The organism is Actinoplanes sp. URMC 104 (assembly GCF_051386375.1).
GTDB lineage: Bacteria > Actinomycetota > Actinomycetes > Mycobacteriales > Micromonosporaceae > Actinoplanes.
The window spans coordinates 280,256-304,502 of the sequence record NZ_JBPQTO010000004.1 but is presented as its reverse complement, the minus strand read 5'-3'; the positions used below and the strand labels follow the sequence as shown (position 1 = coordinate 304,502).

Genomic DNA, 24,247 nt, shown 5'->3' with positions numbered 1-24,247 from the left:
CCTACCTCCCAGAGGTCGGGTCCGTACCGTCGATACGCCCTCGCATCGACGTTGTGCGCGGAACGGTACGCCATCCGAGCAAATGGGGGAAGGTCCGCGCTTTGCAGACGCGCGGCGGAGGGACGGAAAGAGGTCAGCGCCAGCCGACGTCGATACGGTCGCCGCGCTCGTCGAAGAAGTGCAGGGCGTCCATGCGCACCGCGACCGACAGCGGGTGCCCCGGGGAGACCGGCGGGTACGGCGCGAGCCGTACGCCCAGCTCGGCCGGGCGGCGGTGGTGCCGGCCGGGATCGTTGAGCACGCTCTGCTGCTCGGGCTCGCGGGTCTGCACGGATCCGTTGAAACGGCCGCCGAGCCGCTGCAGCGCGGCCCCGTTGGTCCGGCCCGCCAGCCGCTGCAGCGCCCCGCCGAAGCGCTTGAACGCCCCGCCGCCGTCGAGCTCCCCGTCGTCACGGGCGGCGGTGCCCATCTCGTCGATGACGATCGCGGTGGCGCCGATGTCGAGGTACGCCAGCGACTCGTGCCCGTGGTGCTCCAGATAGCGGATGCGGCCGCGCAGCACGTCGCCCGGCACGTCCGGCGCGACCGGGGTCAGCGCCTCGGCCCGCATGCCGACGACGATCCGCTCGCCGTGGTAGTGCGACACCGCCCGCGCCCGGATGTCGTCCCAGGGCAGGTAGAGCGCCTGCTCGCCGAAGTTCAGCTCGATGTAGCGCTCGAGGTGCACATAGACGGACGCCTCGAGCAGGTTCATCCGCGGGGCGCCCAGGAACGCCGCCACATAGAGGGTGGCCGGCCGCCCGTACACCTCGGTCGGCGTGCCCACGTCCTGCAGAACGCCCTTGCGCAGGATCGCCACGCGGTCGGCCATCGTGAGCGCCTCGGCCTGGTCGTGGGTCACGTACATGGTCGTGACGCCGAGCTCGCGGGTGAGGCTGGAGATCTCGGCGCGCAGCTCGGCGCGCAGCCCGCTGTCCAGGTTGGAGAGCGGCTCGTCCATGAGGAACAGCCCCGGGCGGCGGACGATCGCCCGGCCCATGGCCACCCGCTGGCGCTGCCCGCCGGAGAGCTGGCTCGGCTTGCGGCGCAGCACGTCGCCGATGCCCAGCGCGTTCGCCACATCGCCGACGCGTTCGCCGCGCGAGCCGGGCTCGAGGCCGGAGAGCTTGAGCGGGAAGCCGATGTTGTCGCCGACGGTCATGTGCGGATAGAGCGCGAAGTCCTGGAACACCATCGCGATGCTGCGGTCGCGCGGCGCGAGCTCGAGGACCGGGTCGCCGTTGAGCAGGATGTCGCCCTCGGACGGGTCCTCCAGGCCGGCGATCATGCGGAGGATGGTGGATTTCCCGCAGCCCGAGGGGCCGAGGAGGACCAGGAACTCACCGTCGCCGACGTCGAGGCTGACGTGGTTGACGGCGACGGTGCCGTCCGGCCACACCTTGGTGACGTCCTTGAGCGAGACGGTCGACACCGCCTACCTCCCCCTACCGGGCAACATCAATGTGATCCCGGTCCCACGACGGCCGGCGATCGGCCTTCATTTGACGAGGAGTATCGATGTCACACCATCGGGTAAAGGTGCCATTTGCGCTGCGTAACCAAGTAATTACCGATTTTCACGGAGGAATACGTGACGAACCACACGTTCTGCCGCGTGCCCGTCGTCGAGATAGCAGAAGCGCTCGCGGAACGCCTGCCGGAGCGCGGTTGACGCCTCGTCCGCATATGCCCCGCTCTGCAGCGTATCGACCAGTTCCGGGTACGCCGTGGCCACCGCACCCGGCGGCTCGGCGAGCAGGTCGAAGTAGACCCCGCGCAGCTCGCGGTAGACCGGCCAGTCCGGCGCGTAGATCACGATCGGCCGGTCCAGGACGGCGTAGTCGAACATCGCCGACGAGTAGTCCGTGAGCAGCACGTCGGCCGCCAGATAGAGGTCCTCCACCACGGGGTAGCCGGAGACGTCCACGGCCGAGCCGTCCGCGAGCGGAATCGGCGTGCCCGCGGAGAAGTAGTGCTCGCGCACCAGCAGCGTCGTGTCGGGCCCGAGCGACGCGGCCAGCCGCTCGACGTCGAGCACGTGCCGCTCGGGTGGCAGCCACTCGCGGTGCGTCGGGAGGTACAGCACCACCCGCCGGCCGGCCGGGACGCCGAGCCGTTCGCGCGCCGCCGCGCTGTCGGCCGCCGTCGCGGTGGCCAGCCGGTCGTTGCGCGGATAGCCCACCTCGAGCGTCTCGTAGGAGCACGGATAGGCCGACTCCCAGGCGATCGTGGTGTGCGCGTTGGCGGTCACGCTGTAGTCCCAGCGGTCGGCGCGCCGCATCTGACGCCGGAAGTCGGTGTCCCGCGCGCCCGCCGGATGGTCCGCCTGGTCCGCGCCCATCCGCTTGAGCGGCGTGCCGTGGTGGGTCATGACGTGCGTGGTGCCGCGCCGCTTCACCATCCGGTTGGGCCAGTTCACGTTGTTGACCAGGTAGCGGGCCCTGGCCAGCGCGCGGTAGTACGGCAGCGTGCCCGCCACCACGTGGTCGGTGCCCGGCGGCAGCGCGGCGGCGCGGGTCGGCCCCACCACCCACACCGGCCGCAGATGCGGGGCGAGCTCGGCGGCCTTCGCGGCGATCGCGGCCGGGTTGCAGCTGACCCCGCGATACCAGTACGCGGCGTACAGCGCGAGGTTCTCGTCGACCGGCAGCCGCAGGTTCACCTGGTAGTACAGGTGCCCGGCGACCTGGCGCGCGCGGCGCTTGAGCAGCCCGGCGGCGCTCCGCGCCAGCCGCTTGCCCCGGCGCACCTGGCGCACGGTGAAGTCGAGCGCGCGCATCGAGTGGTAGGAGCCGCTGCCGACCATCCGGTAGCGCAGGCCCTCGGCGCGCCCCGGCATCGGGTAGCCCGTGGGCGGCAGGTGCTTGCGGTACATCTCGGTCATGCGGCCGAAGAATCGGGCCCGCGACTCGGGTGGCACCCGGGCGTCGTGCCGCAGCACCCGCAGGAAGTGCCAGATCATCCGGCGGAACAGCAGGCCGCGGACCTCGTCGCCGGGCGAGGCGTACTTCGCGGCCAGCGCGAGCGCGTGCTCCCAGTGGTCGAAGACCTCGAAGTGCCGGTCCCCGCGGGTACGGGTGATCGCGCCGGTGCGCCGCTGCCGGTAGTGCACACAGGTACGCGGCAGCGTGCTGATGCGCGGCACGGCGAGCATGACGGGGAACGAGAACGAGACGTCCTCGTACCAGCCGGCCTCGAAGACGAAGCCGAGCCGCAGCAGGAACTCGCGCCGGACGACCTTGTTCCAGGCCACGTGCAGGATGTTGAGCACCCGCGGCCAGTCCTCGACCGAGAAGACCTCCGGCGCCTCGGCGAGCGTCTTGTTCGCGGTGCCGGTCTGCACCCGGCCGTCCCAGTGCACCCGGTCCCAGCCGACGATCAGCAGGTCGGCGCCGGTGGCCCGCAGCCGGGCCGCGACCGCGGCCAGCGAGCCCTCGGACAGCCAGTCGTCGGAGTCGACGAACCACACGTACTCGCCGGTGGCGTGCTCGAGGCCCAGGTTGCGCGCCCGGCCCAGCCCCAGGTTCTCGGGCGCGGTCACGACCCGCACACGCGGGTCGCGGGCCGCGTACTCGGCCAGGATCGCGCCGCTGTAGTCCGGCGAGCGGTCGTCGACGGCGACGACCTCGAAGTCGGTGAACGACTGGCTCAGCAGCGAGTCCAGACACTGCCGCAGGTAACCCTGGACCTTGTAGACCGGCAGGACGATGCTCAGGAATGTCACGGCCGGGTGCCACCTGTCCGCCAGTCGGCGATCGCGTTGACTCCGAACATGCCGCCGACCACCACGGCCAGCGCCACCATGCCCGCGGTGGGCACGCCCGCCAGTGCGGCGGCGATCAGCAGCACCACCCGGCCGTCCCAGCCGAGCGGGTCGCCGGTGGCACGGCCCGCGGGCGCGGCCTTCTCCATCCGGGCGACCTGGTCGTAGTGGTGCAGGGTCAGCATGAAGATCAGCAGGTACGTCACCGCGGTCGGCACCTCGCCGGCGACGCCGACGGCCACCACGGTCAGGTATTCGGCCGCGCGCAGGGCGGCGGGCACCAGCCAGTCCAGCGGTCCGCCGTGCCGGGCCCGCGCGGGCAGGCCGGCGACGAGCACGACGAGGGCGACCGCGATCCTCGCGGACGGGTCGACGCCGTCGGTGAGCAGGACGATCACCAACGCCAGGGCGGCGACGGCCGCGAGGGCGGCGAACGCGAGCGGAGCCGGCGCCCCGGCCCGGGCGAGCAGCAGGCGTACGAGCGGGCCGTCGTCGCGGAAGCGGGAGGTGTCCACCTTGTCGAGGACGCCGACCCGCATGCTCAGCGCCCGCAGCGAGCGCAGCGCCAGCGTGTAGGCCATGGCGAACAGCCCGCAGACCACCATGCCGGCCAGCGCGATCCGCCCGTCGGTGAGGGCCGCCAGCACCGCGAGCAGCGCCCAGCGCTCGCCGATCGGGAACACGACGATCCGCTTGAGCCAGTACGCGAGAGAGCCCGTGTCGCCCTGCACCCGGGTCGACGCCGCGCTCAGCCGGGCGCCCACCCCACCGGCGGCCCGGGCGCGCGGGTGGGCGGCGGCCTCGTCGTGCAGCGCGCCGTACCAGGCGTCGGTCATGTGCCGCACGGTCTGCAGCACGATCGCGGTGATCGCCAGGGGCCAGGCGTACGGCAGCCCGGCGCGCTCGGCGCCGGCGGCCAGACCCGCGTACGCGGCGTACTCCTTGGCGCGGTCGGCCATCGTGTCGAGCCAGCCGCCGAACGCGCCGAACCGCCGCGTGTAGCGCGCCAGCTGCCCGTCCACGCAGTCGAGCACGAAGCCCAGGTAGAGCAGGATGCCGCCGGCGATCATCGCGGGGCGCGACGCCTGCCAGAACGCGAGCGCGGCGGCCACCGCCAGCAGCACCGAGATGGCCGTGACGCCGCTGGGCGTCAGGCGCAGCCGGGCGCAGGCCTTCGTGACCACGGGCGACCAGGTGCTGACCGCGTACGTCGTGAAGAAGTCGTCCCTCTCCTTGACCGCCATGCGCAGCCGGGCCCGGTCCTCGTCGACGGCCGCCACCTGCGCGCGGGCGTCGGCCAGCCCGGCGGCGTCGTGCACCAGCGCGGCCTTGAGCAGCCGCACGGGCGTGGCCGTGGGCACCAGCCCGGCCTCGAGCAGCGCGCAGAGCACGTCGGGCCGGTCGGCGACCTTGGCGAGCACCGGCAGGTCGGCGGGGGCCACGCACATCGCGCCGCCGTAGCGCACGGTGCCGTCGCCGCCCGGAGCCGGCAGGACCTTGCCACGGTCGTCGCGCAGGTCGCCGTGCGGGTCCGGGACGACCAGCGCGGTGGTGCGGCCGGCGGGCTCGGTCGCGAGCATCCACAGCAGGCTGGGGTGGGCCACGAGGTTGTCGTCGCAGACCAGCACCGGCTCGTGGGACTGCTGGGCCCGCTCCACCACCTCGCGCAGGTCGGTGTCGACCGTGCTCGCGCCGGCGGCACGCAGAGCGACGGAGAGCTCCCCGGCGAGCCGGGCCGCGTCGGCGGGATCGAGGGTGTTGCCGGTGCCGGGGTGCAGGACGGCCAGCGTCACCGGGAAGTCACCGCCTGCCTCCTAGGGGCACCATCGCACGGCCGACCGGCCGCGCGGGAGCGCAGGGGGCCGGAAATCGGCACCCAGGTTAACAGCGGAAGGGCTACGGGTACGGGTCACCCTTACGGGAGCCGGGTCGCCCTTCTCCACCTGGGGACCGAGGGCGGACGGTCACCGCGCCCATACCGTCGAAGAGGAGCCGGCGGAACAGCCGGATTCCTCAGTGAAGGAGTGAAGTGACCGTGTCTCGCCGTCTCGCTCGCCCCCGTGACGACCGCTGGATCGCCGGCGTCTGCTCGGGCCTGGCACGCCGCTTCGGCGTCTCCCCGGGAATCATGCGGCTGATCTTCGTGGTCTCCTGCCTGCTGCCCGGCCCGCAGTTCCTGGCCTACATCGTGCTCTGGGCGCTGCTGCCCAACGAGTGACCCCCGGCGCGTGACCCCGCACCGCTGACGAACGCCGGGCGCCGCCGCCCCCGCCCCCCGGAATGGCGGCGCTCGGCTCCCCTACGGAGATCCGAACTTCACGGTCACCGTCGTGTACCCGAGACGCGTGAACAGGCTCTCGAGCATGCGCTGCGTGTTCTGCCGGGCACGCTCGTCGAGCCCGCTCGCCCGGGCCGCCTCGGTGATGCGCTGCTGAGCCAGGGCGTACACCTGCTGCTGTTTGCCCGGATCGGTGCGGAACGCGTCGCCGATGCGGTTGAACAGGCCGCGCTCCTCGGCCACGACGTAGCTCTTCTGCATGTCGAGCGCGGCGTCGCCCTGCTGCGGCGGCGGCAGGGTGATCGTGACGGTCATCTTGTCGTTGTCGACCTGGAGCGCGTCGTCGGCCAGGGCGCCGAACTCGACATATTCCTCGACGGTGCCCGAGCCGACGAACAGCGTGCGCCGGTTGACCAGGAAGTCGGGGATGTTCTCCTTGTTCTCCTGCAGGTCGACGATGACCTGGAAGGTGCCGTCGGCGGCGACGTAGCGGCTGAGGTCGCGCATCGACTGCAGCAGCACCGGCTGGCTGCGGTCGGTCGTCTTGTCGGCGAACGGGTTGTCGAAGCTGGGCAGCACGTTGATCGCACGCAGGCCGAGGCAGGCCACGACCATCAGCGCGAAGACGGCGCCCGTGAAGATGAGCACGCGGGCGAAGCCGCTGCCGCGCGCGGGCGGCGGCGCCGAGGAGGGAGGCTCCTCGGGCGCCGGGTACTCCCGCGTGGGCTCGTCGACGCCCGAGGACACGTCCGAGTTGGCCATACCCTCACGGTACGAGCCGAGTGCGACATTTTCAGCACGGCTTTCCGGCCGTCAGGCCAGTTCGGACGGCCGGAGGGTGGTGGCGCCGCCGTCCGCGGTGCGCACGGTGACGGTCAGGGTGTCGACCTCGCCGCCCTCGTGGCCGGGCCACCAGGCCGCCCACCAGCCGTTGCGCACGCTGGCCTGGAACACCCGGCCGCTGTCGAGGCGCACCTCCACCGCGGTCACGCCGGGACCGACCAGCCCCACGATGTTCGACCACTGGCCGTCGCCCTCGCCCGAGGAGCTCATCGTCTCCAGCGTCACCGTACCGGCGGGCGTCGCGGGCGGGTCGCCGTCGATCAGGCTCATGGACGCGAGCTGCTCGTCCTCGCCGGGCCCGGCGCTCATGCACTCGACGATCACGCCGTTGCCCTTGCGCATGATCAGCAGCGTCGCGAGCCCGCGCTGCTCGGCCAGCAGCACGTCGGCCGGGTCGACCGCGGCGGGCCGGCCGCCGGCGCCCTCGGCCTCGCCGACGCCGTTGGCGGCACAGAGGCGCGCCTGCGGGAGGACCTGCTCGCCGGTGAGGGACCCGGGCGCAGGCGTCCAGGACCCGTACGCCCTCTCGGCCGTGCTCTGCAGCAATGACGGCACGGTCAGCGCGCCCACCACCCCGATGGCGACCGCGGCGGCCACCACGGCCAGCTCGCGCGGCATCCGGCGGGGTCGCCGGCCCGCCGTCATCCGGTCCACCATCGCCCGGGAGCGGGCCCACTCGGCGGCGCTCGGCTCGCGCCCGCGGGCCGGGTCCAGGACGGTCAGCTGGTCGAGATCGGTCAGGTTCGGGTTCACGACTGCTCCTGGAGGTCGCGGGGGCGGGGCGCGGAGAGGGCGGCCTGCAGCCGTTGCCGGGAGCGGCTCAGGCGCATGGCGAAGGTGGTCCGGCGGCAGCCGAGCACGGTGGCGGCCTGATCGGTGGTGAGGCCGTCGAACGCGATCAGCGCGAGGACCTCGCGATCGGCCGGGCTCAGGGCACGCCAGGCTCGCTCCAGGTCGATGCGGGCCGCGGCGCCCGCCGTGTCGTCCGGCGCCGAGGCCGGCAGCGACATCAGCCGGATGTCCAGCGCGCGGCGCCGCAGCAGCCCGCGGGTGCGGTTGGCCATGGTCCTGCGGGCCACCGCGAACAGCCAGGGCCGCACGTCGTCGGGCAGGTCGTCGAAGCGCCGCCACGCGGTCAGGAAGACCGTCGAGACGACGTCCTCGCTCTCGCTGTGCGGGACCCTGCGCTCGACGAACCGCAGCAGGTCGGGGTAGGTCTCGGCGTGCAGGCGGCGGAATCTCTCCTGCCGCCCCTCGTCGGTGTGCATGCCCTCTACCTGTCCGCCTCGGCGGGACCTGTCACACCCCGATTTGTGGATCTCCGGGCCGCCTCAGGCGAACGCGTTCAGCCCCGTCAGCTTCTGGCCGATCACGAGCTGGTGGATCTCGGACGTGCCCTCGTAGGTGAGCACGCTCTCGAGGTTGTTGGCGTGCCGCATGACGGGGTACTCGCCGCTGATGCCGTTGCCGCCCAGGATGGTGCGGCACTGGCGGGCGATCGCGATGGCCTCGCGCACGTTGTTGAGCTTGCCCACGCTGACCTGCTCGGGGCGCAGGCTGCCGGCCGAGTCGCGCAGCCGGCCCAGGTGCAGCGCCAGCAGGAAGCCCTTCTGCAGCTCGAGCGACATGTCGGCGAGCTTGGCCTGGGTGAGCTGGAAGCCGCCGATCGGCCGGCCGAACTGCTCGCGGGTCGTCGCGTAGTCGAGCGCCACCCGCAGGCAGTCGCGGGCCGCGCCCATCGCGCCCCAGATGATGCCGAACCGGGCCTCGGTCAGGCAGGACAGCGGCGCCTTGAGCCCGCGCGCCTGCGGCAGGCGGGCGTCGTCGGGAAGCCGCACGCCCTCGAGCGTGATCTCGCCCGTGCTGGAGGCCCGCAGCGACATCTTGTGCTTGATCTCGCGGGCGGTGAAGCCGGGCGAGTCGGTCGGCACGGCAAAGCCCACCACGCCCTCCTCGGCGCGGGCCCAGATCACCGCGACGTCGGCGAGCGGCGCGTTGGTGATCCACATCTTGCCGCCGTCGAGCACCCAGTCGCCGCCGTCGCGCCGCGCGCGGGTCGACATGTTCGCGGGGTCGGAGCCGTGGTCGGGCTCGGTCAGCCCGAAGCAGCCGATCAGCTCGCCGGCCGCCATGCCGGGCAGCCAGCGCTGTTTCTGCTCCTCGGAGCCGTACTTCCAGATCGCGTACATCGCCAGCGAGCCCTGCACGCTGACCAGCGAGCGCACGCCCGAGTCGGCGGCCTCGAGCTCCATGCAGGCCAGCCCGTAGGAGACCGCGGAGGCGCCGGCGCAGCCGTAGCCGGTCAGGTGCATGCCCAGCAGCCCGAGCTTGCCGAACTCGAGGGCCAGGTCGCGCACGGGGGTGCTGCCGGTCTCGTACCAGTCGGCGACGTGCGGGCGCACCCGGTCGTCGGCGACCCGCCGCACGACCTCGCGGATGTCGCGTTCCTCGTCGTTCAGCAGCGTGTCGAGGTCCAGAAGATCCAGGGGAGCCACCATGACCTCAACCTAACGGGTTACTCGACGACGAGCACCCGTGCGTGGATCTGGTTGCGCTGCTGCAGGGCGGCGCGCAGCGCGCGGTGCAGCCCGTCCTCCAGGTAGAGGGCGCCGCGATACTCGACCACGTGCGGGAACAGGTCGCCGTAGAACGTCGAGTCCTCGGCGAGAAGCTTGTCGAGCGCCAGCTCGCGCTTGGTGGTGATCAGGTCGGCGAGCCGGATGGGCCGCGGCGGGATCTCGGCCCAGGCCTTGAGCGTGGTGTGGTGATCGGGATACGGGGCACCGTCCCGCACCGCCTTGAAGATCACGGCGCTCCCCCTCCGAACGTCTCAACGCGTCGCTGCGCTGCCAGCCTAGCCCCTCCGGGGCGCGGCCCATCGGCCATGATGCACCACATCGTCCACCGGACGGTGCCCGCGCCTGAGTGACGGCGACCTCTTGTCCGGCGCCCGATAGCCGACGGTCAACGTCCCGATCGGGCTGTACTCCTCCGGTACCCCGAACGCGTCCTTGAAACGCGCGACGGCCGGCACCGGAATGCCGAAGAAGCAGGAGCCCAGCTCCTCGTTGACCGCGCTCAGATGCATGAGCAGCGCGGCGAAGCCGGTGTCGATGTCCCAGTACGGCACCGGCCAGTGCGACTCGCTGCGGTCGGTCCAGCCCTTGTCGGGCTCGGCGTAGCGGTCGAGGTAGGCGGACTTGTTGGACAGGCACACGACGATCACCGGCGCGGTCCGCATGCGGGTGAGCCAGCCGTCCGGCTCGCCGCCGTCGCTGGTCGAGGACCAGTAGAGGTCGCGGTCCGCCGGCTCGGTCAGGACCAGGAAGCTCCAGCCCTGCGAGAAGCCCGCGCTCGGCGCCCGCAGACCGTGCCGCACGATCTTGTCGACCAGCGCCGGGTCGACCGGCCGGTCGGGGTCGTAGCTGCGCACCATCCGCCGGCGGCGCAGGACCTCCTCGAAGTCCATCAACCGCGGATCCCCCAGGACGCGCTCCAGCGCTCGCCGGGAGCGAGCACGACCAGGTCACGGCCGGTGCGGAACGCGTCGGGCGGGCACGTCATCGGCTCGACCGCCACCGAGCGGCGGAACCGCTCTCCGTGCAGGGTGTCGCCGGAGAAGACCTGCCAGTACCGGAACTTCTCGTCGGCCCACACCACGACCTTGCGGTCGGAGGCCGGGTCCGCGAGGGTCACCTCGGAGACGCCGTCGGTGTGCGTGATGTCGCCGTACGTCGTGTCGAGCACCAGGTCGCCGATGCGGCGCGGCTCGGAGAAGTCGTACTCGGTGCCGGGCACCGGGACGGCCCCGATCGGCAGCAGCCGGCTGTCGGCCACGATCCGCGTGCTGCCGGGCACGTGCAGCACGGTGTCGTCGACGCTCACCCCGGCCAGCTGCAGATAGGGGTGCACCGAGTAGCCCCACGGCGCGTTCGACCCCGAGTTGTTGACGACCTCGGTGTCGCAGCGCAGGCCCGCGGCGGACAGCGACCAGGTGGCGCGCAGCGTCAGCCACCACGGGTAGCCGATCTGGGCGGGCAGGTCGTACTCGAGGGTGAGCGCCGACGGGGTCTGCTCGACCAGCGACCAGCGGCTCCAGTTCACCAGGCCGTGGATGGCGTTGTGCCGGGCCGGCTCGGTGAGCGGGAGCTGGTAGGCCTGCTCCTCGAACGTGTACTTGCCGTCGCGGATGCGGTTGGGCCAGGGCGCGAGGATCTGGCCGGCCGAGGCGGGCGAGAGCTCGTCCTCCGTGAAGCCGTCGAGCACCGCCACGTCGCCGGCGGAGTAGCTGCGGAGCGTGCCGCCGACCTCCACGACGACGGCGCTCTGCCCGTCCGACTCGATGGACCACTGGGTGCCGGACTTCGCGGCTACGACACTCGTCATGGCTTGGACATTATCGGTTCGCCCCGGCGCCGGCGCCGTCCGCCTCCGAAGCCGGTGGCCGGTATCTGAGCAGGGCCGGGAACGCGGCGGCCAGCGCGACCGCCAGACCGGCCGCCGCGAAGCCGCCGCCCGCCCACGACACGGTCGTCGAGGTGAGATCGGCGGTGCCGCCGGCGCGCAGGTCGCCCAGGCGCGGGCCGCCCGCGACCACGACCGTGAACACGCCCTGCAGGCGGCCGCGCAGCCGGTCGGGCGCGTAGACCTGCAGGATCGACTGCCGGTAGACGGCGCTGACCAGGTCGGCCGCGCCGCCCACGGCCAGCAGCAGCACCATGAGCCAGAGGCTGTGCGCCAGTCCGCTGAGCCCGATCGCCACGCCCCAGGCGACCACCGCGATCACGAGCGCGACGCCCTGCCGCTTGATCCGGCCGATCCAGCCCGAGGTCAGGCCGCCGATCACCGAGCCGATCGCGATCGCGCTGAACAGCCAGCCGACCGCCCACTCGCCGCCGAAGCGGTCGGTGGCCACCTCGGGGAACAGCGCGCGCGGCATGGCGAAGACCATCGCGATGATGTCGACCGCGAACGAGAGCAGCAGCACCGGCTGGGTGACCAGGAACCGCAGGCCGACGGCGATGCCGCGCAGCCCTGCGGTGGGCCGCTGTTCGCCGGGCTCGTGCTCGACGGGCGGGATGGGCGGGAGCCGCCAGGTGGCCCAGAACGAGATGGTGAACAGCACCGCGTCGACCAGGTAGGCCGTGGTGACCCCGGCGCCGGTGCTCGCCACCGCGAAGATCAGACCGGCGGCGAGCGGGCCGAGCACGCCGCCCGCGGTGGTGGTCGTGTAGGCGAGCGTGTTGGCGGCCGGCACCAGCTCCGCCGGCACGATCCGCGGGATGATCGCCTGCCGGGCGGGCGAGCTGATCGCGAAGCCGGCCGACTGCACCGCGGTCAGCGCGAGCAGCACGTAGCCGCTGCGCACGCCGAGCAGCGCCTGCGCGAGGAGCCCCACGGTCGCCAGCCAGGCCAGCGTGGAGCTGGCCAGCAGCAGCTTGCGCCGGTCGACCACGTCGGCCGCCGCGCCGCCCCAGAGGCCGAAGATCAGCAGGGGCACCAGGCCCGCGATGCCGATCAGGCCGACCCACGCCGAGGAGCGCGTGATGTCGTACATCTCGACCGGCACGGCGACCGAGGTGAACTGGAACCCGAAGTACGAGACGCCGTTGCCGATCCACATCCGGCGGTAGGCGACCACCTTGAGCGGCCGGACGTCGATGACCCAGGACTTCCGCTCGGTGGTCCGGCTCACGGCGCGAGCCTCTCCACGACCCAGGAGCCGGCTTCCGTACGGCGGTAGCGCAGCCGGTCGTGCAGGCGGCTGCTGCGGCCCTGCCAGAACTCGACCGTCTCGGGCAGCACGCGGAACCCGCCCCAGTGCGGCGGCGCGGGGACCTCGCCGTCGCCGAAGCGCTCCTGCGCGGCCGCCAGCCCCGCCTCGACGGCCGCCCGGTCGGGCAGCACGGCCGACTGCGGGCTCGCCCACGCGCCCAGCTGCGAGCCGCGCGGACGGGAGGCGAAGTACTGCTCGGTCTCGGCCCGGGTCACCCGCTCGACCGCCCCCGACACGAGCACCTGGCGCTGCATCGGGAACCACGGGAAGACCAGCGAGGCGTACGGGTTCTCGCCCAGCTCGCGGCCCTTGCGCGACTCGTAGTTGGTGAAGAACACGAACCCGCGCTCGTCGTAGTCCTTGAGCAGGACCGTGCGCGCCGACGGCCGGCCGGACGGGGTCGCCGTGCACACGATCATCGCGTTCGGCTCGGGCAGCCCGAAACCCGCCGCGTCGGTGAACCACGCCTCGAACTGGATGTGCCAGTCTGCCGCCAGGTCCGTCTCGAGCAGCGCCCCGCGCTCGGTGTAGTCGCGCCGCATGCTCGCGGGCGAGGGGGGTTCGAGGGTCACGTGCGCTCCTGCTTGGGCGAAGGTCCGGTCGTTAGCACCGCTAAAGACCGTAAGTCGCTCCGGGCCGTCCGTCAGGTCGGTGAGGATGGGTGTCACGGAGAGCACATCGCGGCGGGTCGACCTGCCGTTACCCAGCGAGCAAGATGAAACACCTACAGCATCGCCCGCGAACAGGGAGGGCCGTGACCCACTTCAAGCCCGGGCTCGAGGACGTCGACGCCTTCGAGACCGAGATCGCCGAGCCCGACGAGGCCGATGGCGCGCTGCGGTACCGCGGCGTCGACATCGAGGACCTCATCGGCCAGGTCTCGTTCGGCGACGTCTGGGGACTGCTCGTCGACGGGCGGTTCGGGCCAGGGCTGCCCCCGGCGGAGCCGTTCCCGGTGCCGGTGCACTCCGGCGACATCCGGGTCGACGTGCAGTCGGCGGTCGCGATGCTGGCGCCCTACTGGGGTCTCGCCCAGCTGCTCGACATCGACGACGAGCAGGCCCGCCGCGACCTCGCCCGGGTGTCGGTGACCGCGCTGTCGTTCGTCGCGCAGGCCGCCCGCGGGCTGGGCCTGCCGGCCGTGCCGCAGAAGGACATCGACAAGGCCGGCACGATCGTCGAGCGGTTCATGCGCCGCTGGCGGGGCGAGCCCGACCCGCGCCACGTCAAGGCCGTCGACGCCTATTTCATCTCCGCCGCCGAGCACGGCATGAGCGCCTCCACGCTGACCGCCCGCGTGGTCGCCTCCACCGGCGCCGACGTGGCCGCGTGCATCTCCTCGGGCATCGGCGCGCTGTCCGGCCCGCTCGACGGCGGCGCCCCCGCCCGGGTGCTGACCATGCTCGAGGACGTCGAGCGCAGCGGCGACCCCGCGGCGTACGTGCGGGGCGTGCTCGACCGCGGCGAGCGGCTGATGGGCTTCGGGCACCACGTCTACCGCGCCGAGGACCCGCGCGCCCGGGTGCTGCGGCGCACGGCCAAGGAGCTGGGCGCCCCGCGCTACGAGGTGGCGGTGGCCCTCGAACGGGCGGCGCTCGCCGAGCTCCAGGAGCGCAAGCCCGACCGCCCCCTGCCGACGAACGCGGAGTTCTGGTCGGCCGTGGTGCTCGACTTCGCCGAGGTGCCGGGCCACATGTTCAGCTCGATGTTCACCTGCGCGCGGGTGGCCGGGTGGAGCGCGCACGTGCTCGAGCAGAAGCGGCGCGGCCGGGTGGTGCACCCGGTGGTCCGCTATGTGGGACCGGGACACCGCAAGCCGCAGCAGGTCGAGGGCTGGTCCGAGCTACGCGCATAATGGCTTCCCGTGAGTGACATCCGGATCCCCGAAACGATCAAGCCGGTCGACGGACGGTTCGGCTCCGGGCCGAGCAAGGTGCGGCCCGAGGGCGTCGAGTCGTTGTCCGCGGTGTCGCGCACCTTTCTGGGCACCTCGCACCGCCAGCGCACGGTGAAGGACCAGGTGGCCCGGCTGCGGCGCGGGCTGGCCGACTTCTTCGCGCTGCCTCCGGGATACGAGGTGATCCTCGCCAACGGCGGCACCAGCGCGTTCTGGGAGGTCGCGACGTTCGGCCTGGTCCGCGAGCGGGCGCAGTTCGCGGAGTTCGGCGAGTTCGGGGCGAAATTCGTGAAAGCCGTGCGGGACGCGCCCTTCCTGGCCGACCCGACCGTGCACAGCGCCCCGGGCGGCCAGGCGGCCTACCTGACGGCCGAGGCGGGCGTCGACGTGTACGCGACGGTCCACAACGAGACCTCCACCGGTGTGGCCGTGCCGGTCCGCCGGGTGGCCGGCGCCGACGAGGGCTCGCTCATGGTCGTCGACGCCACGTCCGGCGGCGGCAGCCTCGACGTCGACGTGCGCGAGACCGACGTCTACTACCTCGCCCCCCAGAAGGCGCTGGGCTCCGACGGCGGCATCTGGCTGGCGCTGATGTCCCCCGCGGCGATCGAGCGGGCGTTCGAGATCAAGGCCACCGGCCGGTACATCCCGCAGTTCCTCGACCTGGTGACCGCGATCGAGCAGTCCCGCCTCGAGCAGACCCTCAACACGCCCGCGCTGGCCACGGTCTATCTGGCGGCCGAGCAGCTGGACTGGATGAACGCGCAGGGCGGCCTGGCCTGGGCGGTCAAACGCAGCGCGGAGAGCGCGGCGGCGATCTACGGCTGGGCCGACAAGTCGTCGTACGCGACCCCGTTCGTCACCGACCCGGCGCTGCGGTCCGCGGCGGTGGCCACGATCGACTTCGAGGGCGTGGACGCGGCGGCGCTGGCCGCGGTGCTGCGCGCCAACGACATCGTGGACACCGAGCCCTACCGCAAGCTGGGGCGCAACCAGCTGCGGATCGCGCTCTACCCGACCATCGAGCCCTCCGACGTGGCAGCGCTGACGGCATGCATCGACTACGTGGTCGAGCGCCTCTAGCCCGGCCGTCCACCACGGCCGCGGCTCGCGGCACGGGCCTCGAGCCGCAGGAGGTCGCGCCGCGCGCCGTGGCCGGGTCCGGGGTCGCGCCGTAGTTATCCTTCTCACGCCACGACCCGTACGCCCGAAGTTGAGCTTGTGAATTTTCAAGATCATCGCAGCTCAGCGAACTCGACGGCGTGGCTTACCACCATCGGGGGACCGAGGCGCGTACCGTGTTCCGAAACGCGCCCGGGTGGCTGACTCTCGGGGCACGGGCCACGCGACGGGACGGAGGCAACGCATGCGGCCGGTACGCTTCGTCGCCCTCTCCGAGGACGGTCAGGCCATGGTGCTCGCCGACGAGGTCGGCCGGCTCCTGGCGCTCCCCATCGACGACCGGGTCTCCGGTGCGCTGGCGCACGAGGGGCATCACCCGGCAGTTCTCGGATCGGCCGTGGCCGTGATGGCGCCCGACGCGCAGCCTTCGCTGTCGCCGCGCGACATCCAGTCCCGCATCCGTTCCGGCGAGTCCGCCGAAGAGGTGGCCCGCATCGCCGGCGTGCCGGTCGACCGCGTGCTGCGCTACGCGGGCCCGGTGCTCCAGGAGCGGGCCATGCTCGCCCAGCACGCGCGCCGCACCCGGCTCAAGACGTCCGACTCGGGCGCTCCGCTCGCCGAGGTGGTCGACAGCCGCCTGGCGCAGCACGGCATAGACACCGAGAAGATCTCGTGGGACGCGTTCCGCCGCGAGGACGGCACCTGGCGCATCGTCGCCACCTGGCCGTCCGGCAAGGCGACCGCCCAGGCGATCTGGGACCTCGACAAGGGACGCCAGGTCGTGTCGCCGCACGACGACATGGCGCAATACCTCTGCGCCGAGCGGCCCACCCAGATCCTGGGTCAGGAGCCCGCTCCCGAGCGCGCCTTCACCGACCGCGGCGGCCACGGCCTGCCGGGCCCGTCCCGCGCGGCCGAGCCGGCCCGCGGCGGCCACGGCCTGCCCGCCGCCGAGACGCCGCAGCGCCCCACCCGCGACCCGATCCGCGCCGGGCGCGACGCGCTGCTCGCCTCGCTCGACCGCCCGCTGAACCCGGCCGGCGGCCGCAGCGCCGACGCCGGTCCCGCCGAGACCCCGCGCCGCCCGGTGGCCGGTGGCGCCGCCGCCCTGCTCGGTGGCGGTCCCGGCTCGGCCTTCGACGAGGACTCCGACCTGCCCAAGGAGGTGCCGGCCGTGCCGTCGCTGGCCGTCCTGCGCCCCCGCCGCACGGTGGGCCAGGGTGGGCAGCAGGCGTCCGCCGAGACCGACGAGGCCAAGCCCCGCAAGCGGCTGCCGAGCTGGGACGACGTCCTCTTCGGCGGCGGTCCGGCGGCGCGCGAGTCGTCCTGATCCGGCTCTTCGTCGGGGTCTTCCCGCCGTTGCCGGCGCTCGCGGCGCTGCGCGAGGTGCTGCCGTCACGCTCGCGGCTGACGCCGGTCGAGAACTGGCACCTGACGCTGGTCTTCCTCGGATCGGTGGGAGATGCCGGGCCCGTCGCCGCCCTCCTGGGCGACGTGCCGTCCCCCGGCCCCTTCGAGCTGCGCCTCTCCGGCGGCGGCCAGTTCCGCACGGCCGCGTGGGCGGGCGTGCGGGGCGACCTGCGGCGGCTCGGCGAGCTGCGTGACGGCGTCCGCGACGCGCTGACGCTGGGCGGCTACCCGAGCGACGACCGGCCGTTCCACCCGCACCTCACCGTGTCGTACCGCCCGGACGACGACCTGCGGCGCGCCCTGGCGGGTCACGAGGGCGATCCCTGGCCGGTCACCGAGTTCACGCTGGTGAGCAGCTCGGACGGCCGTTACGAGCGCTTGGCCTCCTGGCCGCTCTGACCGCCCGGCGATGCAGTTACTCGGGCGGTCGCAGTTGCAGGCCGGCCGCCTCGAGGGCGCCCTCCACCCGTACCCGCTCGATCTCACGGTCGAGGCCGTCGAGCGGGCGCAGGTTCTCGGCGACGCCCAGGCACTTGCAGGCGAGGCACAATCGCTCGTCGTAGGCCCGCAGCACCGCGGCCAGCCACCGTTCGCTCTCGAGCGTCACCCCGCCCCGGCGCTGGCGGTCGAGCCGGCGCAGGTCGCGGGCCAGCCACTCGATCGGCGGCGGGGCGAGCCGGGCCAGCGCCACCACGGGGTCGACGTCACGCATCGACCTGTCCAGTCCGCACGCACGCCGACGCCGGCACTCGTCTCGCCGCCTGGTCACGACCACCGCGTAGGGGACCGCCAGAGGGAGCACGAGCACCACCGCGAGCACGACGATGTGCGGGAGGGCCACACCTCGACGCTAAAACGGAACAGCAGCGGACCGGAATAGACTTTTCTGCCAAATACCCGTCAGGCTGCTTCCCGGGCGGGGACCTTGACGACCGGGGCGTCGTCGGCGGCGCCGGGGATCAGCACCAGCCGCGGCCGCGGGCGCAGCGTCATCTCGAACCGCTCGCCGCTGGTCCGCAGCTGCCACACGGTGGCGACCAGCGCGGCCACGAAGCAGACCACGCCGGCGCCCGAGATGCTCGACGCCACCCCGAAGTGCTCGCCCCACCAGCCGGCCAGCGACGCGCCGATCGGCGTGGTGCCGAGGAACACCAGCACGTACAGGGCCATCACCCGGCCGCGGAACTCCGGGTCGACGCCCATCTGCACGCGATGGTTCGCGGCCTGGGCCAGATAGATCGAGAAGAAGCCGGTGGGCACCAGCACGAGCATGGCGACCACGAAGTTCGGCGCGAAGCCGACCGCGAACTCCAGCAACCCGAAGGCGATCGCGGCGCCGAGCACGAGGTAGATGCTGGGCCGGGCGCGGCGGGCGCTGCCGGCCAGGGCGCCGCCGAGCGCGCCGACGGCCAGTGCCGTGGTGAGCAGGCCGAACGACGACGGGCCGGCGTTGAAGTTGATTTTGGCGAGCGCGGCCAGGGTGACCGGGAAGTTGAAGCCGATCATGCCGACCACGAACATGAGCGCGATCGGCAGCACCAGGTCGGAGCGCTTGCCGACGTACCGCAGGCCGTCGGAGATGCGGGCGTCCTCCTTGGCCTGCCGCTCGGCTGGCCGCAGCTCGTCGGCCCTCATCCGGGTGTAGCTGAACACCGGGGCGATGGCGAGCACGGTGGCGATCAGAAAGACCGGGCCGGTGTCGAAGACGGCCAGCGCCACGCCGGCCAGCGCGGGACCGCCGATGCGGGCGGTGTTGAAGGTGGCCGCCGACAGCGCGAGCGCATTGGGCAGCAGCGGCAGCTCGACCAGCTCGGAGACGAAGGCCTGCCGCACCGGGGTCTCGACGGCGTTCGCGATGCCGAGCAGGCCGGCGAAGAGGAAGACGTGCCAGAGCTGGGCGTGGCCCGAGGCGACCAGGATCGCGAAGACGATCGCGGTGACCGCGAAGGCGGCGTTGGCGAGCACGAGCAGGCGCCGCTTGTCGAAGCGGTCGGCGAGCTTGCCGGCGTACAGCGTCAGCAGCAGGACGGGCAGGAACTGCAGCGAGGCCACCGCGCCCAGCGCGCCGGGCGAGTTGCCGGACAGGTCGAGCACCAGCCAGTCCTGGGCGGTGAACATCATCCACACGCCGACGAGCTTCACCAGCTGCCCGGTGGCGAACAGCCGGTAGTTGCGAACCCTGAGGGACCGGAATGTGGTGTCCAGCACTGACCGCACGCGGTTGTGCCTCCTGTTCGGTGTACGCGTCATCGTCGTGTGACGAAGCGCCGCACAGCCGAACCCTCAGGCGCGGGCGACCTTCTGCAGAACCTCCGCCGCCCGGGCGAGCGTCTCGCGTTCGGCGGGCGACAGCGCCGCCAGCTGCGAGGCAAGCCACTCGTTGCGCGCCTGCTCGAACTGGGCGTGCACGGCCTGCCCCCGCTCGGTGGCCGACAGGATGACCTGCCGGCCGTCGGTCGGGTGCGGGGTCCGCGCGACCAGCCCGCGCTCCTCCAGCTTGCCGACGATCTTGGTCATCGTCGGGGGCTGGACGCGTTCGACGTCGGCGAGCTCGCGCGGGGTCAGCGCGCCGGCCAGTTGGAGGCTGGTCAGCGCGGAGAGCTGGCTGAAGGTGAGATCACCGACCGGGCGGGCCTGGCGGACCCGCCGGTTCAGCCGCTGAATCGCCTCGCGCAGGCTCTTGGCCAGCTCGTCCGCTGTGCCTTGATGCGCCTCCACGGGACACTCCATCACGATTATTAGCCTAGCTAATGAGCATGGCTAACGACATTCGAACACGGCATGACCTCGGTCACCGGTCACAGGATCCAGGCCTCCAGCGGGCCGCGCAAGAAGTACAGGACGAACAGCACGGCCACGCCGTACAGAATGGGGTGGACCTCGCGCGCCCGGCCGGTGGCGGCCTTGAGGATCACGTACGAGATGATCCCCGCGCCGATGCCGTTGGAGATCGAGTACGTGAACGGCATCAGCGTGACCGCCAGGAACGCCGGCACCGCGATCGTGTAGTCCGACCAGTCGATCTGCCGTACGGCCGTCATCATCAGGAAGCCGACGACCACCAGCGCGGTCGACGCCGCCTCGAACGGCACCACCGAGACCAGCGGCGCCAAAAACATCGCGAGCAGGAACAGCACGCCGGTGACCAGGTTCGCCGCGCCGGTGCGGGCGCCCTCGCCGACGCCGGCCGCGCTCTCGATGTACGAGGTGTTGCTCGACACGCTGGCCGCACCGCCCGCGGCGGCCGCCACCGAGTCGACGAGCAGGATCTCCTTGGTCCGCGGCGGCATGCCCTCGGCGTCGAGCAGCTCACCCTCCTGCCCGACCGCGACCATCGTGCCCATCGTGTCGAAGAAGTCGGTGATCAGCAGGCTGAAGACGAACATCAGCACGACCAGCCAGCCGGCCCGCGACCACGAGTCGAGCACGTTGAAGTGGCCGACCAGCGACAGGTCGGGCGTGCTGACGATCTTCTCGGGCAGCTTGGGGACGTTCAGCGACCAGCCCTTGGGGTGCGCGATCGCCTCCACGATGATCGCCAGCACGGTGCTGCCGAGGATGCCGATCAGGATCGCGCCGCGGACCTTGCGCACGAAGAGGACCAGCGTGAAGATCAGGCCGATCACGAACACCGCGGACGGCCAGGTCACGAGCTTGCCGCCGACGCCCAGCTCGACCGGGACGGTGGTGTTGGACGCGTCCGGGATGCGGCGCACGAAGCCCGCGTCGACCAGACCGATGATCATCAGGAACAGGCCGATGCCCACGCCGATCGCGGTCTTGAGCTGCGTCGGTACGGCGCGGAACACGAGCGTCCGCAGGCCGGTGAGCACGAGGACGGCGATCAGCACACCCTCGATGACGACCAGGCCCATCGCGTCGGCCCACGTCATCTCGGGGGCGATCTCGTACGCGACCAGCGCGTTCACGCCCAGGCCGGCGGCGAGCGCGAGCGGGAAGCGGGCCACGACGCCCATCAGGATGGTCATCACGCCGGCGACGAGCGCGGTGCCCGCGGCCAGCGCGGCGATCGGCAGCTTGGCGCCGTCGCCGTCCACCCCGCCGCCGAGGATCAGCGGGTTGAGCACCACGATGTAGGCCATCGTGAAGAAGGTGGCCAGGCCACCGCGGACTTCGCGGCCCAGGGTCGAGCCCCGGGCCGAGATCTCAAAGAACCGGTCAAAACCGTTCTTGGGCGTACGGGTTTCGGTGGCGACGGTCATGCGGGCTCTCCGGATCGCGAGTTAATCGTCGGCGCATGTTCTCAGTCATCGATGACCTGCGCAAAACAGGCCGATGTCGGCCCGGTCACAGGGGCGTCCCCGTGATCGCGGCGGTCCTATCCTGTCCGTGTGAGTGAACCGAAGCCCCGGGTCGAGCCGCTGGACCCACCCATGGTCCCGTTCGCCGTCGGGGGCCTGGCCGCATTCGCCGTCGCCGCCCTGATCGTGTGGCTGGCCGACGGGCCCGACCGCTGGCTGCAGATCTGCATCGCGGGCTTCCTCGCGGGCATCCCCGGCCTGATCACGATGATCGTGCACGACCGGCACCGCCGTCGGCGCCGGTTGCTCACGCACCCGGAGTTCCGGGTGACCAGTCAGCTGTGACCGTAGTCCTCGGCCGGTTCGCTCTCCTCGACCGAGCCGTGGCCGCGGCTGACCGCCACCGACTCGACCTCGCTGTCGTCGTAGACCGTGGGCAGCTCCTCGACCGGCTGCTCCGAGGCGCCCAGCAGGGCCTCGGAGTGCGCGCCGCAGCCGTGGTCGGCGCTCACCGCGCGGCCGTCGTCGGGGGCGTAGAGGTTGCCGCACACGCCGAACATGCTGCGCAGTGAGCCGGCCAGCGGCAGGTAGAAGCCGCAGGTGCCGCAGCGGGCGTTGCGCGGGGCGGCCGTCGAGATCGGCGCCTCGGGGCCGGCCTCGCCGTCGTACCACCGCTGGGCCGTGTCGATGCGGCCCTCGCGCGACATCACCCGGGCGCGGCCGAGGCCCAGCTCCCAGCTGACGTCCTCGACGGCGGGGTCGTCGCTGAGCACGTAGCCCTGGGCGAGACGCTCGTCGTCGGGCGCGGTCGGCATGAGGTCGCCCACGCCGAGGTCGCCCGGCTGGACCCGCTCGTTCCACGGCACCCAGCCCGGGGCCAGCAGCGCGTCGGGGCCGGGCAGCAGCACCGTCTCGCAGACCGTGACGTGGCGGCTGCGCGGGACGCGGGTCACCGTGACCGCCCAGCGCCAGCCGCGGTAGCCCGCGAGGTGGCTCTCGAACAGGTGGGTCACGACCCGGTCGCCCTCGGCGATCGCCTCGAGGTGCTCACCGATGTCGGCGGGGTCCACATCGGTGATCGCGCCACGCGCGATCCCGACCGCATCGGCACAAACCTGGTCGAGGCGGGCGGCGCGCGTGGTGGTCCGAGTCGTCACGTGGCCATTGTTCCCCACCGGGCCCCCTCGTGCCGCACCGACTCCCCCGGATCCGCCCGCGGCGGAACGGGACAGCGCTCGCTCCCATCAGTCAGGATGGGATTCATGCCGCTGCTTCCCTCTCTCGGACGCTCCGTCGGCACCGGCGTCAAGGCGGCCCGCCTGCTGGTGCGCGGTTCCGTGCGCGGTGGAGCGTGGGCTACCCGCCGGGTCGGCACGGCGCGGGCCCGGGGCGCCGCAAACGAGACGGGCATGATCCGGCTCTTCGACCTGCACGCGCTCTCCTGCGCCGGCGACACGCTGATCGCGATCGGCCTGGCCGGCACGATCTTCTTCAACGTCCCGCTGGGCGAGGCGCGCAGCAAGGTGGCGCTCTACCTGCTCATCACGATGGTGCCGTTCGCCCTGCTGGCGCCCGTGGTGGGCCCGCTGCTCGACCACTTCCGGCACGGCCGGCGGTACGCGCTGGCGGTCACCATGCTGGGCCGGGCGTTCCTGGCCTACGTGATCTCGGACAACCTCTTCGGCTGGGGTCTCTATCCGGCGGCCTTCGGGGTGCTTGCGCTCTCCCGGGCGTACGGGGTGGCGCGCTCGGCCGCCGTGCCGCGGCTGCTCCCCGAGGGCGTGGGCCTCTCCCAGGTCGGCGCCCGGGCCAGCGTCTACGGCACCTTCGCCGGCGCCGTGGTGGCCCCCGTCGGCCTGCTCGCGTTCAAGTTCGGCCCGCAGTGGCCGCTGCGCGTAGCCATGATCATCTTCATCGCCGGCATGGTGGTCTCGCTGCGCCTGCCCCCGCGCGCCGACTCCGACCCGCCCGAGGCCGTGCCCCGCCCGTGGCGCGCGATGCTGCGCCTGGGCCGCGGCGAGGATCGGCCGCTCTCCGGCAAGCTGGTGGTCGCCACGCTGATCGGCAGCGCCAGCCTGCGCCTGCTGTACGGCTTCATGCTGCTGTTCCTGGCGTTCGTCATCATGGCCGACGGGCTCGACACCACGGTGCTGGGCACCGACATCGGCCGCCAGGGCGCGGTCGGCCTCATCGGCGGCGCGCTGGCCGTGGGCACCTTCCTGTCCACCGCCGTCGGCACCCGGCTGCGCATCCGCCGCCCGCTGGCCCTGCAGTCCGCCGGCCTGACCGTCGTGGCCGCGACCGGAGTGCTGGCGACCCTGTTCTACAGCCTCGCCACCGTCACCCTGCTGGCGCTGCTGGTCGCCGTCTTCAGCGGGATCGCCAAGCTGGCCATCGACGCCAGCATCCAGGAACGCGTCCCCGAACGCCTCCGGGCCAGCGCCTTCGCCCACTCCGAGACCGTGCTGATGATCGCCTGGGTCCTCGGCGGCGGCATCGGCATCATCCCCCTCCCCGGCCGCCTCGGCGTCGGCCTGGCCACGGTGCTGGCCGTGGCAGCCACCGTCCGCGCCGCCTACGTAGCCACCCGCCTCAACAACGAACGCCTCAGCGGCCGAGCCGAAGACCCTCCCTCCTCTCCCGGCGCGCCCGGCTCCCCCGGCGCGGCCACTTCTTCCAGCACACCCCACCCCGGCGGCCAAGCCACCTCTTCCGGCGGCTCGGCCACTTCTTCCGGCGCGCCCGGCTCCAGCGGCCCGGTCACCTCTTCCGGCACGCCCCGTCCAGCCACACCTTTCGGCGCCCCCCGCCCCGGCGGCCCACCCACCTCTTTCGGCGCGCCCGGCCCTAGCGGCTC

The 24,247-nt window shown here is 72.6% G+C and carries 23 protein-coding genes and 1 pseudogene; 7 read left to right on the top strand and 17 right to left on the bottom strand.

Translation table 11 applies throughout. The features are described 5' to 3' along the window. Positions 1–133 precede the first annotated feature (133 nt). From ACSNN8_RS15200 to ACSNN8_RS15190, 3 genes are all read right to left on the bottom strand, one after another. The gene (locus ACSNN8_RS15200) at positions 134–1,471 is read right to left on the bottom strand and encodes an ABC transporter ATP-binding protein (protein ID WP_436649830.1); all 1,338 of its coding nucleotides are present in this window, start codon (positions 1,469–1,471) and stop codon (positions 134–136) included. A 135-nt stretch (positions 1,472–1,606) separates the two neighbouring features. Further along, positions 1,607–3,763: a bifunctional glycosyltransferase/CDP-glycerol:glycerophosphate glycerophosphotransferase gene (locus ACSNN8_RS15195; protein ID WP_436649829.1), complete on the bottom strand. Its 2,157-nt coding sequence runs from the start codon at positions 3,761–3,763 to the stop codon at positions 1,607–1,609. Further along, entirely contained in the window at positions 3,760–5,595 is a 1,836-nt protein-coding gene (locus tag ACSNN8_RS15190; RefSeq protein WP_436649828.1) for a DUF5941 domain-containing protein, read from the bottom strand. Before ACSNN8_RS15190 ends, ACSNN8_RS15195 begins: the two co-directional genes overlap by 4 nt. Before the next feature lie 242 nt (positions 5,596–5,837). On the opposite strand from ACSNN8_RS15190, the gene ACSNN8_RS15185 reads away from it, so the two are divergent. After that, positions 5,838–6,020 carry a PspC domain-containing protein gene (locus tag ACSNN8_RS15185; protein ID WP_436649827.1) on the top strand — a complete coding sequence of 61 codons (183 nt, stop codon included), beginning with the start codon at positions 5,838–5,840 and terminating at the stop codon, positions 6,018–6,020. Between the two features lie 81 nt (positions 6,021–6,101). On the opposite strand, the gene ACSNN8_RS15180 is transcribed toward ACSNN8_RS15185, so the two are convergent. From ACSNN8_RS15180 to pdxH, 9 genes are all read right to left on the bottom strand, one after another. Continuing rightward, positions 6,102–6,842, bottom strand: a complete 741-nt coding sequence (locus tag ACSNN8_RS15180) for a DUF4230 domain-containing protein (protein ID WP_436649826.1) — start codon at positions 6,840–6,842, stop codon at positions 6,102–6,104. A 51-nt stretch (positions 6,843–6,893) separates the two neighbouring features. Beyond that, positions 6,894–7,676: a hypothetical protein gene (locus ACSNN8_RS15175; RefSeq protein ID WP_436649825.1), complete on the bottom strand. Its 783-nt coding sequence runs from the start codon at positions 7,674–7,676 to the stop codon at positions 6,894–6,896. Continuing rightward, positions 7,673–8,191, bottom strand: coding sequence for an RNA polymerase sigma factor (locus ACSNN8_RS15170; protein ID WP_436649824.1), 519 nt, complete (start codon positions 8,189–8,191; stop codon positions 7,673–7,675). Before ACSNN8_RS15170 ends, ACSNN8_RS15175 begins: the two co-directional genes overlap by 4 nt. 63 nt (positions 8,192–8,254) lie before the next feature. Further along, positions 8,255–9,418 carry an acyl-CoA dehydrogenase family protein gene (locus ACSNN8_RS15165; protein WP_436650730.1) on the bottom strand — a complete coding sequence of 388 codons (1,164 nt, stop codon included), beginning with the start codon at positions 9,416–9,418 and terminating at the stop codon, positions 8,255–8,257. Between the two features lie 20 nt (positions 9,419–9,438). After that, positions 9,439–9,732 carry a type II toxin-antitoxin system VapB family antitoxin gene (locus ACSNN8_RS15160; protein WP_436649823.1) on the bottom strand — a complete coding sequence of 98 codons (294 nt, stop codon included), beginning with the start codon at positions 9,730–9,732 and terminating at the stop codon, positions 9,439–9,441. Between the two features lie 45 nt (positions 9,733–9,777). After that, positions 9,778–10,392, bottom strand: a complete 615-nt coding sequence (locus tag ACSNN8_RS15155) for a nitroreductase family protein (protein WP_436649822.1) — start codon at positions 10,390–10,392, stop codon at positions 9,778–9,780. Continuing rightward, a complete protein-coding gene (locus ACSNN8_RS15150; protein WP_436649821.1) occupies positions 10,392–11,309 on the bottom strand; it encodes an aldose 1-epimerase family protein in 918 nt (305 codons plus the stop codon). The genes ACSNN8_RS15155 and ACSNN8_RS15150 overlap by 1 nt, the downstream gene beginning before the upstream one ends. Positions 11,310–11,319: 10 nt before the next feature. Next, positions 11,320–12,618: an MFS transporter gene (locus ACSNN8_RS15145; RefSeq protein WP_436649820.1), complete on the bottom strand. Its 1,299-nt coding sequence runs from the start codon at positions 12,616–12,618 to the stop codon at positions 11,320–11,322. Continuing rightward, the gene (gene pdxH / locus ACSNN8_RS15140; RefSeq protein ID WP_436650729.1) at positions 12,615–13,241 is read right to left on the bottom strand and encodes a pyridoxamine 5'-phosphate oxidase; all 627 of its coding nucleotides are present in this window, start codon (positions 13,239–13,241) and stop codon (positions 12,615–12,617) included. The genes ACSNN8_RS15145 and pdxH overlap by 4 nt, the downstream gene beginning before the upstream one ends. Positions 13,242–13,453: 212 nt before the next feature. Between pdxH and ACSNN8_RS15135 the strand changes: the two genes are divergently transcribed. The 4 genes from ACSNN8_RS15135 to ACSNN8_RS15120 all read left to right on the top strand — a co-directional run bounded on the left by ACSNN8_RS15135 (position 13,454) and on the right by ACSNN8_RS15120 (position 17,527). Next, positions 13,454–14,554, top strand: coding sequence for a citrate synthase 2 (locus ACSNN8_RS15135; protein ID WP_436649818.1), 1,101 nt, complete (start codon positions 13,454–13,456; stop codon positions 14,552–14,554). Positions 14,555–14,563: 9 nt separating this feature from the next. After that, positions 14,564–15,679 (top strand): phosphoserine transaminase, encoded by a 1,116-nt coding sequence (gene serC, locus ACSNN8_RS15130; RefSeq protein WP_436649817.1) that lies wholly within the window; start codon positions 14,564–14,566, stop codon positions 15,677–15,679. Positions 15,680–15,962: 283 nt separating this feature from the next. Next, positions 15,963–17,048, top strand: coding sequence for a septation protein SepH (gene sepH / locus ACSNN8_RS15125; RefSeq protein WP_436649816.1), 1,086 nt, complete (start codon positions 15,963–15,965; stop codon positions 17,046–17,048). Positions 17,049–17,077: 29 nt separating this feature from the next. Beyond that, the gene (locus ACSNN8_RS15120) at positions 17,078–17,527 is read left to right on the top strand and encodes a 2'-5' RNA ligase family protein (protein WP_436649815.1); all 450 of its coding nucleotides are present in this window, start codon (positions 17,078–17,080) and stop codon (positions 17,525–17,527) included. Positions 17,528–17,543: 16 nt separating this feature from the next. Here ACSNN8_RS15120 and ACSNN8_RS15115 read toward each other — a convergent pair whose 3' ends face one another. From ACSNN8_RS15115 to ACSNN8_RS15100, 4 genes are all read right to left on the bottom strand, one after another. Continuing rightward, complete coding sequence (locus tag ACSNN8_RS15115) at positions 17,544–17,969, bottom strand: hypothetical protein (protein WP_436649814.1); 426 nt, start codon at positions 17,967–17,969, stop codon at positions 17,544–17,546. Between the two features lie 59 nt (positions 17,970–18,028). Further along, complete coding sequence (locus tag ACSNN8_RS15110; RefSeq protein ID WP_436649813.1) at positions 18,029–19,345, bottom strand: MFS transporter; 1,317 nt, start codon at positions 19,343–19,345, stop codon at positions 18,029–18,031. 66 nt (positions 19,346–19,411) lie between these two features. Continuing rightward, positions 19,412–19,858, bottom strand: a complete 447-nt coding sequence (locus tag ACSNN8_RS15105; RefSeq protein ID WP_436650728.1) for a MarR family winged helix-turn-helix transcriptional regulator — start codon at positions 19,856–19,858, stop codon at positions 19,412–19,414. Positions 19,859–19,926: 68 nt separating this feature from the next. Next, a complete protein-coding gene (locus tag ACSNN8_RS15100) occupies positions 19,927–21,351 on the bottom strand; it encodes an NCS2 family permease (RefSeq protein ID WP_436649812.1) in 1,425 nt (474 codons plus the stop codon). A gap of 171 nt (positions 21,352–21,522) precedes the next feature. On the opposite strand from ACSNN8_RS15100, the gene ACSNN8_RS15095 reads away from it, so the two are divergent. Next, the gene (locus tag ACSNN8_RS15095; protein ID WP_436650727.1) at positions 21,523–21,735 is read left to right on the top strand and encodes a DUF2530 domain-containing protein; all 213 of its coding nucleotides are present in this window, start codon (positions 21,523–21,525) and stop codon (positions 21,733–21,735) included. Here ACSNN8_RS15095 and ACSNN8_RS15090 read toward each other — a convergent pair. Next, on the bottom strand, positions 21,726–22,565 hold the full coding sequence (locus ACSNN8_RS15090; RefSeq protein WP_436649811.1) for a DUF3027 domain-containing protein: 840 nt from the start codon (positions 22,563–22,565) through the stop codon (positions 21,726–21,728). The genes ACSNN8_RS15095 and ACSNN8_RS15090 overlap by 10 nt on opposite strands. Positions 22,566–22,643: 78 nt before the next feature. On the opposite strand from ACSNN8_RS15090, the pseudogene ACSNN8_RS15085 reads away from it, so the two are divergent. After that, positions 22,644–24,083 (top strand): annotated as a pseudogene (locus ACSNN8_RS15085) (MFS transporter); the annotation flags it as partial. Positions 24,084–24,247: the final 164 nt, after the last annotated feature.